The 18014-nt window shown below is 67.7% G+C and carries 15 protein-coding genes; 9 read left to right on the plus strand and 6 right to left on the minus strand.

Features of this window, described 5'->3' with window-relative positions:
* Positions 1 to 4: 4 nt before the first annotated feature.
* The 5 genes from U1H99_RS21055 (at position 5) to U1H99_RS21075 (ending at position 5617) form a co-directional block, all read left to right on the plus strand.
* Complete coding sequence (locus U1H99_RS21055; RefSeq protein ID WP_323143668.1) at positions 5 to 808, plus strand: substrate-binding domain-containing protein; 804 nt, start codon at positions 5 to 7, stop codon at positions 806 to 808.
* 22 nt (positions 809 to 830) lie between these two features.
* Entirely contained in the window at positions 831 to 2177 is a 1347-nt protein-coding gene (locus U1H99_RS21060) for an MFS transporter (RefSeq protein WP_323143669.1), read from the plus strand.
* A gap of 54 nt (positions 2178 to 2231) precedes the next feature.
* Positions 2232 to 2990 (plus strand): class I SAM-dependent methyltransferase, encoded by a 759-nt coding sequence (locus U1H99_RS21065; RefSeq protein ID WP_323143670.1) that lies wholly within the window; start codon positions 2232 to 2234, stop codon positions 2988 to 2990.
* Complete coding sequence (locus tag U1H99_RS21070) at positions 2990 to 4264, plus strand: dicarboxylate/amino acid:cation symporter (RefSeq protein WP_323143671.1); 1275 nt, start codon at positions 2990 to 2992, stop codon at positions 4262 to 4264. Before U1H99_RS21065 ends, U1H99_RS21070 begins: the two co-directional genes overlap by 1 nt.
* A 192-nt stretch (positions 4265 to 4456) precedes the next feature.
* The gene (locus U1H99_RS21075; protein ID WP_323143672.1) at positions 4457 to 5617 is read left to right on the plus strand and encodes a sensor histidine kinase; all 1161 of its coding nucleotides are present in this window, start codon (positions 4457 to 4459) and stop codon (positions 5615 to 5617) included.
* Between the two features lie 18 nt (positions 5618 to 5635).
* On the opposite strand, the gene U1H99_RS21080 is transcribed toward U1H99_RS21075, so the two are convergent.
* Positions 5636 to 5872 carry a hypothetical protein gene (locus U1H99_RS21080; RefSeq protein WP_323143673.1) on the minus strand — a complete coding sequence of 79 codons (237 nt, stop codon included), beginning with the start codon at positions 5870 to 5872 and terminating at the stop codon, positions 5636 to 5638.
* Between the two features lie 226 nt (positions 5873 to 6098).
* On the opposite strand from U1H99_RS21080, the gene U1H99_RS21085 reads away from it, so the two are divergent.
* From U1H99_RS21085 to U1H99_RS21095, 3 genes are all read left to right on the plus strand, one after another.
* Positions 6099 to 7175: a sensor histidine kinase gene (locus U1H99_RS21085; RefSeq protein ID WP_323143674.1), complete on the plus strand. Its 1077-nt coding sequence runs from the start codon at positions 6099 to 6101 to the stop codon at positions 7173 to 7175.
* A 179-nt stretch (positions 7176 to 7354) separates the two neighbouring features.
* Positions 7355 to 8095 carry a GntR family transcriptional regulator gene (locus U1H99_RS21090; protein WP_141837227.1) on the plus strand — a complete coding sequence of 247 codons (741 nt, stop codon included), beginning with the start codon at positions 7355 to 7357 and terminating at the stop codon, positions 8093 to 8095.
* On the plus strand, positions 8092 to 9411 hold the full coding sequence (locus U1H99_RS21095; RefSeq protein WP_323143675.1) for an MFS transporter: 1320 nt from the start codon (positions 8092 to 8094) through the stop codon (positions 9409 to 9411). Before U1H99_RS21090 ends, U1H99_RS21095 begins: the two co-directional genes overlap by 4 nt.
* A 130-nt stretch (positions 9412 to 9541) precedes the next feature.
* Here the strand turns inward: U1H99_RS21095 and U1H99_RS21100 are convergent, their stop codons facing one another.
* The 4 genes from U1H99_RS21100 to U1H99_RS21115 form a co-directional block, all read right to left on the minus strand.
* On the minus strand, positions 9542 to 10468 hold the full coding sequence (locus tag U1H99_RS21100; RefSeq protein ID WP_323143676.1) for a glycoside hydrolase family 18 protein: 927 nt from the start codon (positions 10466 to 10468) through the stop codon (positions 9542 to 9544).
* A complete protein-coding gene (locus U1H99_RS21105; protein WP_323143677.1) occupies positions 10465 to 11430 on the minus strand; it encodes a cupin-like domain-containing protein in 966 nt (321 codons plus the stop codon). Before U1H99_RS21105 ends, U1H99_RS21100 begins: the two co-directional genes overlap by 4 nt.
* Positions 11431 to 11442: 12 nt before the next feature.
* Positions 11443 to 14232 (minus strand): TonB-dependent receptor, encoded by a 2790-nt coding sequence (locus U1H99_RS21110; protein ID WP_323143678.1) that lies wholly within the window; start codon positions 14230 to 14232, stop codon positions 11443 to 11445.
* A 369-nt stretch (positions 14233 to 14601) separates the two neighbouring features.
* Positions 14602 to 16086, minus strand: coding sequence for a PQQ-dependent sugar dehydrogenase (locus U1H99_RS21115; RefSeq protein WP_323143679.1), 1485 nt, complete (start codon positions 16084 to 16086; stop codon positions 14602 to 14604).
* Positions 16087 to 16315: 229 nt separating this feature from the next.
* Here U1H99_RS21115 and U1H99_RS21120 point away from each other — a divergent pair, with 229 nt between their 5' ends.
* On the plus strand, positions 16316 to 17317 hold the full coding sequence (locus tag U1H99_RS21120) for an EthD domain-containing protein (RefSeq protein WP_323143680.1): 1002 nt from the start codon (positions 16316 to 16318) through the stop codon (positions 17315 to 17317).
* A 70-nt stretch (positions 17318 to 17387) separates the two neighbouring features.
* Here the strand turns inward: U1H99_RS21120 and U1H99_RS21125 are convergent, their stop codons facing one another.
* Entirely contained in the window at positions 17388 to 18014 is a 627-nt protein-coding gene (locus U1H99_RS21125) for an SEN1982 family lipoprotein (RefSeq protein ID WP_323143681.1), read from the minus strand.

Consider the following 18014-nt stretch of genomic DNA (forward strand, 5'->3'; position numbering starts at 1 on the left):
CACCATGCGACCAACCTATTTGAAACACATCGCGGCCGCGGCCCTGGCCGCATGCGCGCTGGCCGCCGGCGCCTCGGCCCAGGCCACCGACATCCGCGTGGTCAGCTCGGGCGGCTTCGCCCAGGCCTATAAAGACCTGTCCGGCCCCTACGAGCGCGCCAGCGGCGACCATTTGATCTCCGAATGGGGCCCGTCGATGGGGACGACGAAGAACGCGATTCCGGCCCGGCTGGCGCGCGGCGAGCCGATCGACGTCGTCATCATGGTCGGCGACGCCCTCGACAAGCTGATGGCCGAGGGCCGCCTCGAACCGGGCAGCAAGGTGGTCCTCGCCAATTCGCCGATCGCCTGCGCGGTGCGCCACGGCGCCGCCAAGCCCGACATCCATACCGTCGACGGTTTGCGCGCCGCCTTCCTGCAGGCGCAGCACGTGGCCTACTCCGACAGCGCCAGCGGCGAATACATCAAGCGCACGCTGCTCGACAAGCTCGGCATCCGCGGCCAGATGGAAGGCAAGGCGGCCCAGATTCCGGCCACGCCGGTCGGCGAGATCATCGCCCACGGCGACGCCGATTTCGGCTGCCAGCAGCGCAGCGAGCTGCAGCCGGTGAAAGGCATCGACATCGTCGGCCTGATCCCGCAGGAAGTACAACTCAAGACCGAATTCTCCGCAGCCGTGGTGCGCGGCAGCCAGCACGCCGACGCCGCGCGTGCCCTGCTGCGTTTCCTGGCCGCGCCGGCCAACGCCGCCGCCGTCGAGGCGACCGGGCTCGAACCCGTCAACACACCGCCGACCGCGGCCCGCTAAACATCACCACCAAGAGGTCATCATGTCCATCCAATCCTCCGCCAAGGCAGATCTTTCACCATCCGCCGCGCCGCCTTCGAAGGCGGCCGAGCCGGCACGTTCCCACTCGAAGCTCTCGACCGTCATCCGCGTCACCAGCGGCAACTTCATCGAGATGTACGACTTCTTCCTGTTCGGGTTCTACGCCAGCCACATCGCCGCGGCGTTCTTCCCGGCCACCAGCGAGTACGCGGGTTTGATGATGACCTTCGCAACCTTCGGCGCCGGCTTCTTCATGCGGCCGCTGGGCGCGATCTTCCTGGGCAGCTACATCGATCGCATCGGCCGCCGCAAGGGCCTGGTGCTGACGCTGGCGATCATGGCGTCCGGCACCGCGCTGATCGCCTTCGTGCCGGGCTATGCCAGCATCGGCCTGATGGCGCCGCTGCTGGTGCTGATCGGCCGCCTGCTGCAGGGCTTCTCGGCCGGCGTGGAGCTGGGTGGCGTGTCGGTCTACCTGTCCGAGATGGCCACGCCCGGCAACAAGGGCTTCTATGTGAGCTGGCAGTCGGCCAGCCAGCAGCTCGCCGTGATCTGCTCGGCGGCGCTGGGCTATGCGCTGAACCAGGGCCTGTCCAAGGAGTTCATCGCCGACTGGGGCTGGCGCATTCCCTTCTTCATCGGCTGCTCGATCATCCCGGTGGTGTTCTACATCCGCAAGTCGCTGCAGGAAACCGAAGCCTACCTGGCGCAGAAGACCCGTCCGACCTTCCGCCAGATGATGCGCACCATGGCCGCCAACTGGCCGCTGGTCACCGCCGGCACCATGCTGATCGTGCTGACCACGGTCGCCTTCTACCTGATCACCGTGTACACCCCGACCTTCGGCAAGAGCGTGCTCAAGCTCTCCACCGAGGAAAGCCTGCTGGTGACGCTGTGCGTCGGCGTGTCGAACTTCATCTGGCTGCCGGTGATGGGCGCGCTGTCCGACCGCATCGGCCGCTGGCCGGTGATGGCGGTGTGCGCCGCCCTGACCGTGGTCACCGCTTATCCGGCGCTGTCCTGGCTGATCGCCAACCCGAGCTTCGGCAACATGGTCATGATCGAGCTCTGGCTGTCCTTCCTGTACGGCAGCTACAACGGCGCCACCATCGTCGCCCTCACCGAAATCATTCCGGTCCAGATCCGCACCACCGGCTTCTCGCTGGCCTACAGCCTGGCGACGGCGCTGTTCGGCGGCATGACGCCGCTGCTGTCGACCTGGCTGATCGAGACCACGGGCGACAAGGCGGCGCCCGGCCTGTGGATGGCGGGTGCCGGCGCGATCAGCCTGCTGGCCACCTTCCTGGTCTACCGTGGCTTCGTCAAGGAGCGGGTGGCCGTGCAGTGACATTGCCGTGCAGGTTATGATGGCGGCGCACACCCACGCACGAGGAAGATACGCATGCCGACACCCACGCCGCCGTCACGCAACTGGTTCGACCAGGGAGGCGAGGCCTACGCCCGCTTCCGGCCCGAGTACCCGCCCGCACTCGCCGCCTTCCTGGCCGCGGCGGCGCCGGACCGCGCGCTTGCCGTCGACGCCGGCTGCGGCAACGGGCAGCTGACCCAGCTTCTCGCACCCTGCTTCGAGCGCGTCATCGGCATCGATCCGAGCGCCGACCAGATCGCCAACGCCGGCCTGCACGAACGCATCGCCTACCGCCAGGCCCCGGCCGAGCGCATGCCGGTGGACGACGGCTGCGCCAGCCTGGTGACGGCGGCGCAGGCGGCGCACTGGTTCGACCTGCCGGCGTTTTATCGCGAAGTGCGCAGGGTCGCACGGCCCGCTGCGCTGCTGGCGCTGGTCAGCTATGGCGTCATGGCGCTCGATCCCGACCTCGACCAGCGCTTCCAGCATTTCTACCACCACGAGATCGGCCCCTTCTGGCCGGCGCAGCGCAAGCTGGTCGACACCGGCTATGCGACGATCGACTTTCCCTTCGAGGAACTGGCGCCGCCGGCGCTGGACATCCGCTGCGCCTGGACACTGCCCCAGTTCCTCGGCTATGTCGGCACCTGGTCGGCCGTGCGCAGCGCGCGCGAAGCCGGCCGCGACGACCTGGCGGCCGCCTTTGCCGACGACATCGCGGCCGCCTGGGGCGACCCCGGGCGCCAGCGGCCGGTGCGCTGGCCGATCAACATGCGGCTGGGGCGCGTGTAGTGCGCGGCGCGCCCGGGGCCGCTGGCCGGGGCGCGGCCGTGCGGCTGCCGGGCCGGCTCGCCTTCCTGCCGCTGCTGCTGGCGATCGGCGCCGGGCTGGCGTTCGGCCTCGCGGCGCCGGCGGCGGCCACCCACATGCACGTCCTGACCGAGCTCTTCATCCGCGTGCTCGGATGGCTGATGTGCCCGCTCATCTTCTGCATGCTGGTCGACGGGGCCGCCGCACTGGGCCGCAACCGGGGCCTGGGCCGCATCGGCCTGGCCATGCTCGGCTATTTCGGGGCGATGTCGCTGCTGTCGATGGTGGCCGGACTGCTGGCCGGCTGGGTGCTGGAACCCGGCATCGGCATGGCGTCCGCGGCCGCCGGCGGGGCGGCGCTGGCGCAGCCGGGGGCAGGCACCGGAGCAGGTGCAGGCGCGGTTGCCGGCCACGCGCTGCCGCACTGGATGGATCTGCTGCCGCCGCTGCAGGCGAACAACCTGGTGGTGCTCGCGCTGGCCCTGCCGCTCGGCCTGGTCGCCGGCACGCGCGCGCACACGCCCTTCCTCGGCGCGATCGACCGCGGCCGCAGGATCCTGCTGGCCGCGGTCAGGATCGTGCTGTGGCTGTCGCCGCTGGCCGCCTTCGGCGCGATGGCATCTGCGGCCGCGCGCGCCGGGCTGGCGTCCCTGCTGCCGCTGCTGCGCTTCATTTTCGCCATCAACCTGGTCAGCGTCCTGTTCGTGTTCGTGGTCTACGGCGGCGTGGCCCACCTGATCCGCCTGCCGCTGCTGCGTTTCATCGCCTTCCTGCGCGACGAACTGGTGCTGGTGGCGGTCACCGGCGCCTCGCTGGCGGTGCTGGCGCCGCTCAGCGACAAGCTGGAACGGCTCGGCTGCCCGCGCCGGCTCAGCGACATCGTGCTGCCGTTCTCGTATTCGCTGAACCTGGCCGGCACCTATTTATATATTGCCATGGCGCTGGTGTTCCTGGCCGAGGCCTCCGCCGTCCCGCTCGGCTGGCACGAACTGGCCGTGATGCTGGGCGTGGGCCTGCTGAGCACCAAGGGCGCGGTCGGTGTCGCCGGCTCGGCACTGGCCACGCTGGCGGCGACGGCGGCGCTGCTGCACGTGCTGCCGGCCGACTCGGTGGCGATGCTGGTCGCGATCGACAAGACCATGAAATGCCGGCTGCTGACCAACGTGCTCGGGCACGGCCTGGCGTGCATCGTGCTGGCGCTGCGCGACGGCAGCCTCGACCGCGATGCCTTGCGGCGCGGACTTGAGCCATTGTGAGGTCCGACAAAGTGGGGCGCGTGGCGGCCACGCCACTGTCCTCGACTGATAAGCCAAGGTAATAGCCGTTTGCCATTTCATCGTGGCGGAATGGCGCTATATAATGAAAGTTGGCAACTTTAACGCCACCTTTGCACCGCGTTGGGTGCGCGACAACACGCCGTCCTGGCACCGCTTCCTTTGATTGACAGCATGACACTGGCCACTGACCAAAATACCGACGGGCACGGCCTGTCGCCGACCGCCCTGCGATTCATCGCCATCCGCGACGCGGTCATGGACCATTGGGAGCGCGAAGTGCGTGCGCGCGTCGATGGCGCGCGCGATCTGCTGCGCCCGGTGCTGACGAATACCCTGCCGGCCTTTTTCGACAACATCGCGGAAGCCCTGAGCCCTGACCATCCGCGCGTGCAGGGAGCGAGCGGCAGCAACGCGGCCAGCGCCCATGGCGACGAACGCGCGCGCATGACGCCCTTCGGACCCGACCAGGTGGTGCACGAATACCAGATCCTGCGCGAGTCGATCGCCGTTGTCGCCCGCGGCCGGGTCGCGCTGGGCGAGCCGGAATGGGCGGTCATCGACGCCTCGATCAACGCCGCGACGCGCGAGGCGATCCGCGCGTTCACGCGCATCCATGAAGAGCTGCGCCACAAGGTGGCGGCCGCACTGTCGCACGACATGCGCACGCCGCTGTCGGTGGTCGCCAACGGCGCCCAGCTGCTCGGCCGCACCGACGACTGGTCGCTGGTGCGCAAGGTCGCGGCCAAGATGCAATCGAACGCCGACCGGCTCGAAGACATGATGGCCGAACTGCTGGATGCCCTGACCTTCCAGGGCTCGGCCAGGATCCCGCTGCACCTGACGCGCTTCGACATCCTCGACCTGGTGCAGGAGACGCGCGAGCAGTACATCCCGGCCGCCGGCGGCGCCGCGATCGACGTCGCCATCGACGTCGCGGGCGAGTCGGTCACCGGCTACTGGTGCCGCGCCTCGCTGCGGCGTGCGCTGGAAAACCTGATCAACAATGCGATCAAGTACGGCGACCAAGGCACCATCGGCATCGTGGCGCACCAGACCCGCGGGCGCCTCATGCTGAGCGTGCACAACGGGGGCAATCCGATTCCGGAAGAGCAGCACGGGCGCATCTTCGACTACCTGCGGCGGGAAGCCGGGCCGCTGTCCGCGACCGGCTGGGGCATAGGCCTGCCGTTCGTGAAAGCCGTAGGCGAAAGCCACGGCGGCAGCGTCACGGTGGACAGCTCGCCGGAACTCGGCACTACCTTCCTGATCGACATCCCGGTCGACTGCCGTCCCTTCGTCGAGCAGGACGGCGGCCAGCTCGCCGTCTCCTAGGCGGCTTCGCGCTCGGCTTCAGCGATCTTCCGGATGCGCGCGCCGCTCCGGCGGGTCGCCTTCCTCGAATCCGGCGACGAACACCATCAGCAGCTCGCTGCCGACCTTCCCTTCCCCCGCTTCCAGCAGGTCGTTGGCGAATGCGGCCAGCCCGGACGTGCCGATCTTGCCGCCCGCGTGATCGACGGCGCGCCGCGTGACCTTGCCGAGTTGAAACGCCAGTTCGGCCGGGCTGGCCTTTTCCGGTTCATGCATGTGATACCTCTCTGTATTTGCCTAAAAAATATTTTATATGGATGAATTAAGATTATTCCTAGTATCGACCTAGGAAATCTCTTAGTTGACTAAGAATTATTGAAGCGTAGTATATGACTTGAGTAAATAACCATACCAACACGATAGCGGCAATCGTCCCACGCAAGGTGCTGGCAGGCGGCATATCACGCAGGGACGATGAGGGGTTGTTCGACTGGAGATCAACATGTCGGCCCAGCATTCCGTTCGGCTCACCCAACTGCTTTCCGCCAGAGATGAGGTACTTGCCGCGTGGCAAGGCCGGGTTCGAGAAGAAATTCCCTACGCTTGCAGCATCTCGCTGCCGGCCCTGGTCAATACCTTGCCGGCATTCTACGAACACCTGGTGCTGACCATGACCGGCGCCGAAGAGCCATTCGACCATGCCAGGATCGCCGCCGAACATGGCGGCCAGCGCGCCCGGGTGACGCGCTTCAATGCCGGCTCCATCGTCCACGAATTCCAGTTGCTGCGCAGCGCGATCGTCGATACCTGGGACCGGCTGGGCATCGTTCTCGACCTCGACGAGGTGGGCCGCCTGAACCAAGCGATCGACGTGGCCCTGCGCGAATCCCTGACCGGCTTTTCGACAGCCCAGGTACAGATCCGCGAACAGTTCTTCTGCGCCTTGACGCATGACCTGCGCACCCCGCTGGCGGCGGCGACGGCGGCGGTGACCCTGATCCACAAGACCAACGATGCGGTGCGCATCCAGCAGATGGCGCAGATCGCAATGCGCCAGCATGCGCGGCTGGCGACCATGATCTGCGACCTGCTGGACATGATGGTGTTCAATGCCGGCCCGGCCACGCTTGACGTGACCTACACGGCGCTGCTGGAGCCGGTGAACGAGGCGGTCGCCAGCGTCGCCTTTTCGTCCGGCCGCGACATCCGCCTGGACGGCGCACCGCTCACCGGGCAATGGCATGCCGAGGCCATCCGCCGGGCCGTCGAGAACCTGCTCAACAACGCGGTCAAGTACAGCACCAAGGAGACCCCGATCGACGTCGGCGTGTTCGCAAAAAACGGCGCCGCCGTCATCGCCGTGAGCAACACCGGGCCGCCGATTCCCGAGGACCAGACCGAAGCCATTTTCCAGCTGTTCCGGCGCGCCCGCGGCGACGGCGAGCGCGGCATTGCGGGATGGGGCATCGGCCTGCCCTACGTGCGTACCGTCGCCGAACAGCATGGCGGCAGCATCACGGTCGACAGCACGCCGGCGCGCACCACCTTCCTGCTGGCGCTGCCCCTGGACCGCATCTGACATCGGTCCGGGCGGGTCCCGACCAGACCACCTGGCGCCGTCGATCCGGCCTGCCACGGGGCGCCACCCCCGCCTGGGCAATACCACTTAAATACCTGTTGACATGGAAACCTTACCAACCTATAGTCTGCGGACCGGGTCGTTGACAGCTAATCAATAGAATAGTCAGGCAATCAAATATGACGGTGCTCGCGCAACTCGCCGATTTCCGGCCCGATGCCAACAGCGGCACGCCGCTCTACATCCAGGTCGCCAACAAGCTCTCCAGCGGCATCATCAGCGGCGACTGGCGCGCCAACGAGGCGCTGCCTTCCGAACGCACGCTGTCCGAGATGCTCGACATCTCGCGCGTCACCGCGCGCAAGGCGATCGACATGCTGTGCGAACGCGGCATGCTGACGCGCCGGCGCGGTTCCGGCACCTACATCACGCCCAAGCTGGAACAGCCGCTGTCGCGCCTGACCAGCTTTTCCGAAGAACTCAAGCAGCGCGGCTTCACCGCCGGATCGCGCTGGCTGCAGCGCGAAGTCGGCATGGCCACCCCGCTCGAGCTGCTGTCGCTGGGCGTCTCGCCCGGGATGCCGGTGGCGCGCCTGAAGCGCCTGCGCACCGCCGACAACGTCGTCATGGCGATCGAGACCAGCACCATCCCCACGGTCTACATGCCCGATCCGCACGGCGTGGTCGATTCCCTGTACGGCTACCTGGAGCAGCGCGGCGCGATTCCGTCGCGCGCGCTGCAGCACATCCGCGCCGTCAACGCCAGCGCCGAACAGGCGCGCCTGGCCGGCATCGAACCCGGCGCCGCCATGCTGCACATCACCCGCGTCAGCTACCTGGACAGCGGCGCGGCCGTCGAGCTGACCCACTCGTACTGCCGCAGCGACTACTACGAATACGTGGCCGAGGTGCGCCGGTGAGCGCGCCGGCGGGTGGGAATACGAAGCCGTCGCCTCCCAGCCCGCTGCGCTGGGTGCCGAGCCTGTACTTCGCCCAGGGCCTGCCCTTCTACGCCGTCGCCATCGTGGCCGCCCAGATGCTCAAGAGCATGGGCCTGGCCAACGACGCCATCGGCCACTGGACCGCCGCCATCATGTCGGCCTGGATCTTCAAGCCGCTGTGGAGCCCCTTCCTCGAACTGGCGCCCAGCAAGAAGCTGGTGGTGGTCAGCTTCCAGCTGATCGGCGGCGTCTGCCTGGGCCTGGTCGGGCTGGCGCTGCAGCTGCCCTTCTGGTTCGGCGCCTGCGTGGCCATGCTGACCCTGGTCGCGATCTGTTCGGCCACCCACGACGTCGCCTGCGACGGCCTGTACATCGCCAGCCTCGACGCCACCGGCCAGGCGCGCTACGCCGGCTGGACCGGCACCTTCTTCAATGCCGGCCGCTTCATCTCGGCCAGCGGCCTGCTGCTGCTGGGGGGCTGGCTGGAAAAGACCATGGGCGTGGCGTCGGCCTGGACCGTCGTGTTCTGCATCGTCGCGGCGATGATGGTCGCGCTCGGCCTGTACAACAGCTGGGCGCTGCCGCCGGCCCGGAACACGCTGGCGGTCGGCACCGATGCCGCGGCGATCGCCGGCACGCTGTGGGAAGTGATCGTCGAATTCTTCAGGAAGCCCGGGATCTGGGTCTCGATCCTGTTCATCATCCTGTTCCGCGCCGGCGAGGCCCAGGTGCAGACCATCGGCCCGCTGTTCCTGCGCGAGGCGCGCAACCTGGGCGGCCTGGGCCTGTCGACGATGGAAGTGGGCGCCGTGTACGGCACCGTGGGCACAGTCGCCTTCATCGCCGGCAGCGTGGCCGGCGGCTACTTCACCGCGCGGCTGGGCCTGAAGCGGGCGATGCTGGCACTGATCCTGGCGGTCAACCTGCCGAACGCCGTCTTCTATTACCTGTCGATGGCGCAGCCGGCCAGCCTGGCCATCATCGGCACGGCGCTGTCGGCCGAGATGTTCGGCTACGGCTTCGGCTTCGTCGGCCTGATCCTGTACATGATGCAGGTGGTCGCGCCGGGCAAGTACCAGACCGCGCACTACGCCTTTGCGACCGGCATCATGCAGCTCGGCTTTTCGCTGTTCAAGTACGTCAGCGGCGACATCCAGCTGGCGCTGGGCTACCAGCATTTCTTCCTGTGGGTGATGGTGGCGGCAGTGCCGGTGGCGGTGCTGTCGCAGCTGATTCCGATGGGGGCGCCGCCGGTCTTGAGTGGCGCCCGTGCGGACGCCCTGGGACCTGTTTGAGCGAATAATTTCGCCAGCCATAAAACGGTCGTCCCTGCGAAGGCAGGGACCCAAGTTTGCATGCGCAGTGACGCAACGAACTTGGACCCCTGCATGCGCAGGGGCGACGTGCTAGCGCTGCAGGTGGAATTTAACGGTCCAGGGACAGCACCGCATCGAACGCCCCGGCCGCCGCATCGACGCCGCTGCAGGCATCACTCGCCGCCGTCATCGGTTTCCCGCACGGTTTGTCGCGCCCCAGCGACCAGTAATGCACCCCGGCCAGCTTCAGCGTGCGCGCGCCTTCCACCATGACACGCGCATCGTCGACGGAAAACACGTTCGACACCACGTCGTTCATGCCGATCATCGCCGTCAGCGCGATGCGCTCGTACGGGATGCCGTACTTGGCGTGCACGTTGCGCGCCGCCTGCAGCGCCGAGCGGCCCATGTCGCACGCGCCGTCCACCACCACGCACACCTTCGGCGCGGCCGGGCCGTAATCCATCACCATCAGGTTGAACACCGCATCCCGCACCCCATGGCGCCGGACCGCGGCCAGGATGCTCTCGCCGAGCGGGTTCAGGCTGGCCAGGCTGCCGTCGGCGGCCGCGTGCGTGGCGACCGTGAAGCTGTAGCGCAGATGCGGACGGCGACGCTGCGCATCGCGGATGGCGGCCATCAGGGCATCCACCTGCGCCTGGCTCTGGCCATCCTCGATGTCGAAGTCGATGCCGACCAGCTGTGGCGATTCGTAGCGCGCGATGAAGCGCTCCATGCCGGCCGCGCCGGCGCAGGTGAACTTGTGCTCGGCACCGCCGGTCGAGACGATGTAGGGTTTGCCGGCCTTGACGAACGCCGCCACGTTGCGCGCCGCGACCCGGCGGCCGTCCTGGTCGTGCCAGACCTCGTCGCCGCATTCGCCGGTGGCGAAGGCCCAGGTCAGGGTGCCGTGCGGGATCGGCTGCGCAGCGCCGCCGCTCAGCGCCAGCAACTGGTAGGGGCCGGCGACGAAGGCCGGGGCGGCCTGGGCCAGCGTGCAGGCGCCCAGCAGTGCGGCGAGGATCGTCTTGTTCATGGCGGTCGGACCTTGGAGAGCACACCGTGGCGGTGCGCGGGAATGTGGGCAGCCGGATCGACGCCGGCATCGAAGACGTAATGGCCGAACAGCGCGGCCCAGGCCTGGCGCTGCGCCGGCGGCAGCGCGCGCAGCGCATCCATGGCGATCGTCAGGGCCTGCATCGGCGTGTGCTGGGGCACATCGCCCTGCTGGGGCGCCGGCTTCCACCAGTAGTTGACGAGGATGCTCAGGGGCGCGCTCGACTGCACGTGGTGCCACCACAGCGGCGGGATGTAGATGGCGTCGCCCGGCCCCAGGTCGGCCACCTGGGCCGCTTCCAGCGCCCGGGCAAAGCGCGGAAAGCGCGCCAGGTCGGGCGCGCTGAAATCGACCATGCTGATCGGCGTCGGCGTGGGCGCGTAATCCAGCGGGCCGATGTACAGGTTGCCCACCTGCTCGGGCGGGAAAAGGGTGAAGCGGCGCCGCCCGGCGACCACGCAGGCGATGTTGTCCGACTCGTCGAAATGGGCCGGGGTGACGATGGCGTTGCCGATCCATATCCGCGCAGGCGCATCGAATTCGCCCAGCAAGCCGTCGAGGCGGTTCTCCTGCCCGAAGCGCGGCAGGCAGGCCTCGATGGGCGCGCTCTGCACCGCCACCGATGGCGGATCGGCAAACTGCGAATAGCGCGCCAGCTGCTCGATCACCTGGGAGACCGGCAAACGGCGACGTGCGAAGTTGAAGCCGTCCATGCCGGGGGCGTAGAACAGGCGCCCCTTCTCGCCGGGCGGCAGCAACAGCGCGTCGACCGGCTGGCCGCTGTCGCAGGCCAGCAGGTACGCGCAGATTGCCTCGGGCGACGCGCGGGCGCGCTGCACGGCGGGCCAGCCGGCGGCGACGCCGCGCAGCACGGCCGGCGCCGCCCTTGGGACGATCTCGCCGTGCAGCAGCGCGGCGTCGACGTGGGTGTATTCGCGCATCAGTACTTGATATTAATACTTGATGCGCACGCCCAGGTAGTACTGCGCGCCGTTCACGTAGAAGCTGCGCGGCTGGTCCTTGTTGTAGACGTAGTTCTTCAGGACCGGGTTGTTGAGGTTCTGGCCGCTGGCGGTCAGGGTGACGTACTTGGTGATGTTCCAGTTCACCGATGCCGACAGCTGGCCGACGGCATCCTGGTACATCGGCGTGCCGCGGTCCTGGGCTGCCAGGTAGGACGAGCGCCAGGCGTAGCCGATGCGCGCATTGAAGCGGTCGTTCTCGTAGAAGGCGCCGACGTTGGCGGTGACCTTGGATGCGCCCAGCATGTCGCACGGATCCGCGCTGGTGACGTTCTGGGTCGCCGGACAGGTGCCGAAGTCCTGCTTGGAATCGGCCAGCGTCAGGTTGGCGTCGGTGCCGAAGCCCGCGCCCAGCGGCAGCTGCAGGTTGAACTCGGCGCCCTTCACGCTGGCGTCGACGTTGATCGGCGAGGTGATGGCATAGGTGGCGAACACGCCCTGCCCGCTCTGCTGCGAGGCGCGGCTGTCAATGAAGGTGCCGGTGGTCTGGCCATAGCCGACGTAGTTGCGCAGGTCCATGTAGAACAGGCCGACCGATGCCAGCGCGCGCGGGGCGAAATACCACTGCACGGTGGCGTCGATGTTGTTCGAGATGACCGGCTTGAGTTTCGCGTTGCCGCCGTTGCCGGTGTGGTTCTCGTCGGTCAGCGTGACGGTGCCGCCCAGGGCGCCGAAGTCCGGACGGGTCATGGTGCGCGAGACGCCCAGGCGCGCCACCACGTCCTTGTTGACGTCGAACTTGACGTTAGCACTCGGCAGCGCATAGGTGCTGTTGTTCTCGACCGAGGTCTGCTGCACGAAGCCGCCCCACGGGAAGGCCGGTAGGTTGCCGCCCGGGAGCTGGTTCGGCAGGATCTGGTAGCCGTTCGAGGTGCCCTCGGTGCGCACGATGCGCACGCCGGCATTGCCGCTCCAGGCCTCGCCCTCGAAGTCGCCCGAGACGTACAGCGCCTTGGTCTTTTCCTTCAGGTTGAACATGTCCGGGTAATAGGTGCGGCTGACGTCGCGGTTCGAGTGCAGGTTGGCCCACTCGGTCAGGATGTGGGGATCGAGCTGCCACACGTTGCGCGGGAAGTCGCCGCCCAGGTCGCTGGCGTAGTCGCCAGGGTAGGTGGTGCCGTTCCAGGCCGGGTTGGTGTCGGCCGTGCCCGGGCTGGTGTTGGCCCAGTTCGGACCCTGCGACACTTCCAGGTTGCTGCGGGCGTGGTCGGTACCGCGGAAGCCGAACTTGATCTCGCGCAGCGGGCCGGCGTCGAGGCGGAAGGCGGCGTCGATCTGCGCGTATTTCTCCTCGTCGAAGGTGGTGGCCGGCGAGGCGCCGAACACCCAGTCCAGGACCGTGCCGGTGAAATTCGCCGTATTAATGCTCGGGAACTTGACGGTGGCCGGATTGCCCAGGCCATTCAGCTGGTAGCTCACGCCCGAGTTGTTGATGTCGCCCTCGTACACGCCCTGCGCCGGGGTGGCGCCGGTGCCGCGCGTCTTGCCGGCCTTGGCGCTCAGCTCGAGCTCGTTGGTCACGCGCCATTTGCCGGCCAGGTCGAAGAACTGGGTCTTGGCGTAGGCGCCTTCGCGGTTGATGTTGTCGACGATACCGTAGCGCAGCGGCGCGGCGGCGGTGCCGCGGTTGGCCCAGGATGCCGAGGTCAGGGTGCCGTTGCGCACCGTGTAGGCGTCCGGCGCGACGTCGCCGCCGATCACGCCCGAACCGAGCATGTCGGTCATGTAGTTGCGGTTGTAGTTCGACGCATCCAGTTTCGACGTGAAATAGGTCGCATCGAGCGAGAAGTCGCGGCTCGGCTTGAACTGCACGTCGAGCAGGCCGCCCTTGCGGTGGCGCTCCTGTTCGAACAGCGAGGAACCGATCAGGCGCGGATACCAGACGTTGGCCAGGTCGGGATGGGCGGTGGCGATCTTGCTGCTGGGCGCGATCTGGCCCCACTGCAGCAGTTCCTGGCCGTCGCGGCGCAGGCTGCGCTTCTCGGAAAAGCCCTGCAGCAGCACGCCGAAGGTGTTCGATGCGTTCTTCCAGTTGACCAGCGCGCTGAACTGCGGGTCGGTCTGCTTGGCCAGCGTCGAGTGCACCGCCTGCACCGAAGCTTCGAAGGACAGCGGCTGGCGGAAGTCGAGCGGCTTGCGGGTGATGATGTCGACGGTGCCGGACACGCCGCCTTCGATCAGGTCGGCGGTCGGGGTCTTGTGGACGACCACCTGGCCGACGATCTCGGACGGCAGCAGCGAATAGCTGGCGCTGCGGCCGACGGCGCCGCCGATCTGGTCGAGCACGAACCAGTCGCCCGAGGACAGTGCATGGCCGTTGATGGTGGTCTGGGTCAGGCTGGGCGCGGTGCCGCGCAGGCTGACGCGGTCGTTCTCGTCGAAGCCGCCGGAACCGGCCGCCGAGGAGCTGATGTTCACGCCCGGCAGGCGCTGCAGCGAGTCGGCCACGTTCTTGTCCGGCATCTTGCCCACGTCTTCGGCGGTGATGACTTCGACGTTCGAGGCAGCATTGCGCTTGACCGCCAGCGACTGCTGCAGGGAAGCTCGGATACCGGACACGACGACCGTGTTGACCGGCGCATCGTCGGGCGCCGTCTGCTGCGCCGACGCAGCGCCCGCTGCGCCCAGCACCAGCAGCGCGACGGCGCAGGCCGTCGGCGTCAGCGTGGTATGGAAATGTGCTCCCTGGCGCTTGCCGGCTGCTGCCTTCGAATCTTTCATTGCTTCCCCCTTGAGTGGCTTCTTTGGTGACCGTTTCGTTGATGAGGTGATGCTCCCTGGACTGGACTATCGGGATAGCACCAGTCTGCGTTCAATATACAAGGGGTTGATACCAGATCACTACCAATTTATTGGTGTTTTTCTATGCCATTGCGGCGATGTTGCACCGCAATGGAACCGTTTCCACAAGTGGTCTGCTCCAGGGTGGTGAGGGACGCTGGAATGACGGGCTGTGGCATACCGCTGGACTGATAGTGGTCCTATGCATATGCGGCATGGATAAATCGTTTGCTGTTGTAAAACAGCAAACGGCACCGGCTGCGCAGGGGCAGCCGGTGCCGTTGTCGCGGTTGACGCCGGCAGTGCCGGTCAGGGCGTGGCCCTGGCGATCTTCCAGACGTCCCCGGTCAGCGTGACCATGTAAAGCTCGCCTTTCCCGTCCTGGCCGAAGGACGTGACCAGGCCGAGACGAGGGACGCTCCATTCGCGCTGCGCGTAGACCTCGGTGCCGTAGGCGTAGAAGCTGCGCAGGAAGCCGGCGCAGTAATCGGAATAGAAATAATGCCCGGCCAGTTTCGGGATCGCCGTACCGCGATAGACGTAGCCGCCGGTGACCGCGCACGGGCTGTCGGCCGCGCCGGTGTGGACGTACTCGACCACCGGCAAGGTGAGACCACTGCGGTCGCAATCCTGGGCCAGGTAGCAGGTGTTGCCCTCCATGCGGTTCCAGCCATAGTTCAGTCCGCCCTGCGAGGCCGGCACCAGGTCGATTTCCTCGACCGTGACCTGGCCGACGTCGCCGATATACAGGCTGGCGCCGGCCGCGGCAGCCGTATCGAAGCTGAAACGCCATGGGTTGCGCAGCCCGGACGCCCAGATCTCGGGTCGCCTGCCCGGCTGGCCGAGGTAGGGATTCGAGGGCGGAATCCCGTAGGGCTCGATCACGCTGGCGGCGCCGACGTCCAGGCGCAGCAGCTTGCCCAGCAGGGACCCCAGGTTGTGGGCGTTGCCTGGCGCATCGTTGGCGACACCGCCGTCCCCGGTCGCCACATACAGGTAGCCGTCCGGGCCAAAGGCGAGCTGGCCGCCGTAATGGATCAGGGCATCCGCGTGCGGGATGCGCAGCAGGGTCAGGACCGAGGCCGGATCGGCCACGTCGCAATGGCAGGGGACGGTGTAAAGCTCGAGCACGATGTCGCGATTCAGATCGGTGCGGTAGACGTAGAAATGGCCGTTGGCGGCAAAGCCCGGGTCGAAGGCGATCGACATCAGGCCGTCCACGATGGGATCGATCAGGGCACGGATGTCGAGGAAGGGCTGGGCCTGGAGCACGCCGTCCTGCATGACCAGGATGCGGCCCGCGCGCTCGACGATGAACTGGCGCGCGTCGCCCGCCGGCGCGCCCAGGTACACCGGCTCGGTCAGGCCGGTGGCGACGCGGACCAGCGCCAGTGCCGCGTTGTTGACCGCATAGGCGACCGTGGCCCTGGCGGCGTCGCCGGCGCCGACCCGGACCTGCTGGCTGGCGGTGGACGGGATCCAGGTCTGGCCGGCGGCCGTCACCGGCCTGGCCGTGATCGCGTAGGTCCCGGGCTGGAGTCCGGTCACGGTCTGCGTGCCGCCCAGCGCGCGCGCAAAACCGTCCGGGCCGCTGATGCGCACCATTGCAGCCGTGCCCGGCGGAAGATTGTCGATCGTCACGACCAGGCTGCCGACGGCCGGCGCCGGCGGCTGGGGCTGGACCGGACCGCTGACGCCGGACGCGCCGTCGCCGCGGTTGCACCCGGCGAGCGGGCCCATGAGCAGGCCAAGGAACAGGGACAGCAGGAACAGGCGCGCAGGGTGGAACGGCATCGCGATCTCCTCGGATGGGGGCCCGGCATGTGCGCGCGACCTTGATGCAGCCCAGACCGACGACGGATGATCCGGCTGCAAGCGACGCGATGGACGCGTACAAACCACACCTGCCTTGCGCCCCGCCGCGACCGAGGCAAGCGCCGCCATGGCAGCATGGGTGCAGCAGCGCACGGAGCGTCCGCCCGTCCCGACGTATCGTTCCGCTTCCACCAGCAGAGAGATGCCCATGACGACCGATTTCGACCGCAGCGACAACCAGCACCGCCCGCCTCTGGGCGCCACCCGGGCGCCCAGCGCCAAGCCCCTGATCGTCACGCCCACGTTCGTCAGCCGCGTCGACGACACCGCACGCGGCGAACGCCCGCAGGATGCCGGCGCCTCTAAAAGCCGGCACGGCCACGAGGTGCACTTCCCGAACTGGCGCCCGCACGCGCTGGCGCTGGAAGGCGATCCCAACCTGGCGTTCGAGCATTGGGACGAATACTGGCGCAAGGTCCACGGTCCGAAGTTCGCCTGGGACGAACCGGGCAGTTCATCCGCAGCCGTGCTGCGCTACGACCAGGTGCACCGCGTGGCATCCGGCCCCTCCTCCTCGTTTCCGCCGCCCTACCGGGCCATGGTCGACGGCGACGGCAGGCTGCCGTCCGATCCCGAAAAGCACGTGCCCGCCTACCGGCGTCCGCGCTGGGACGGCTTCGCCTACATCGCCTATGCCGACGAGGCGGACATCGAGCGCACGCTGGGCCAGGAAAAATTCGACAAGCGCATCGTCGCCGACGAGCAAGTCGCCTTCCGCATGGTGACGCGCGAGATCACCCGCGAATACATCCTGGTTCCGAGCGCGCGCCACCGCGACCCGGTCAGCCTGGTGATGATCCACATGCGCGCGCCCGGCATGTCGCGCGAGGTGTTCCAGCAGCGGCTGCTGCAGGAGCACGCGCCGCTGGTGCTGGCGCAGCCGGGGACGCGCGAGCTGGTGCGCCGCTACGCCCAGCTGCACAACATCGGCTCGACCCAGAAAGACCCCGAAGGCAGCCGCATCGATGCCGTCTCGGTGCTGTCGTTCGCATCGCTCAACGACGTCGAGGATTACCTGGTCGGCGCCGACTACCCGGCCATCGCCGCCTCGCTGGCGGCGCTCGAGGGCGAAGGCGCGGAGTGGTGGACCGCCATCAACTACAGCGTGATCAATCGGCTGGCGCCGGAAGTGGCGACCGAGCTGCCGTAGGCGGCGCGGGCAGAGACACCCGGTGGTGCGCCGGGGTGGTGCGCCACCGGAGCTTCGGTGGCAGTGTGGCTCAGCCGTCCAGGCCGAGCGCCTGCCATCCCTGCGGCGTCGACCTGACATACAACTTTTCCTGCTGCGTGCGTTCGCCGTCGACGGTCCGTCCCAGGACCGGGAACGCTTCCTTGACCTGCGGCGACCTGGCCCAGGGGGCCACGCCGGATAGCCGGTAGGTATAGATCACGCTGGACTCCTGGTGGTCGCCCGCCTTGGCCGGATCGGCCCAGCGCACCACCTTATCCAGCGACTTGCGGGCCCAGCACAGGCGCGACGGCTGTCCCACCCCGCCGTGCAGGTAGGGCTTGGCGGCATCGGCCATCGTATAGCGCCGCGCCTTGACCTTGCTGCCGGCCAGGGCGCCGGGCAATTCAACCTCCTCGCCCCTGGCCAGGCCCGCCGCCGCCAGCGCCGCCATCTGGCCGGCGACGCCGTCCGGATACAGCTTCTGCTGGCGCAGGTCGGTTTCGTAGACGTCGACCGGCCATGTGACCGGCTCCAGGCACATCTCGCCCTTCTTCTCGAAATACTGGCCGACCGTGATGCCGAAATTCTTTTCGTTGGCGGCCGTCTTGCTGTCGCAGGCGGAAAGCGTCGTGCACAAGGCCGCGCAGCAGGCAAGGGAAAGGAGGGTCTTGTTCAT

Origin of the sequence: Massilia phyllosphaerae (assembly GCF_034659755.1) — a bacterium.
Taxonomy (GTDB): domain Bacteria; phylum Pseudomonadota; class Gammaproteobacteria; order Burkholderiales; family Burkholderiaceae_D; genus Telluria; species Telluria phyllosphaerae.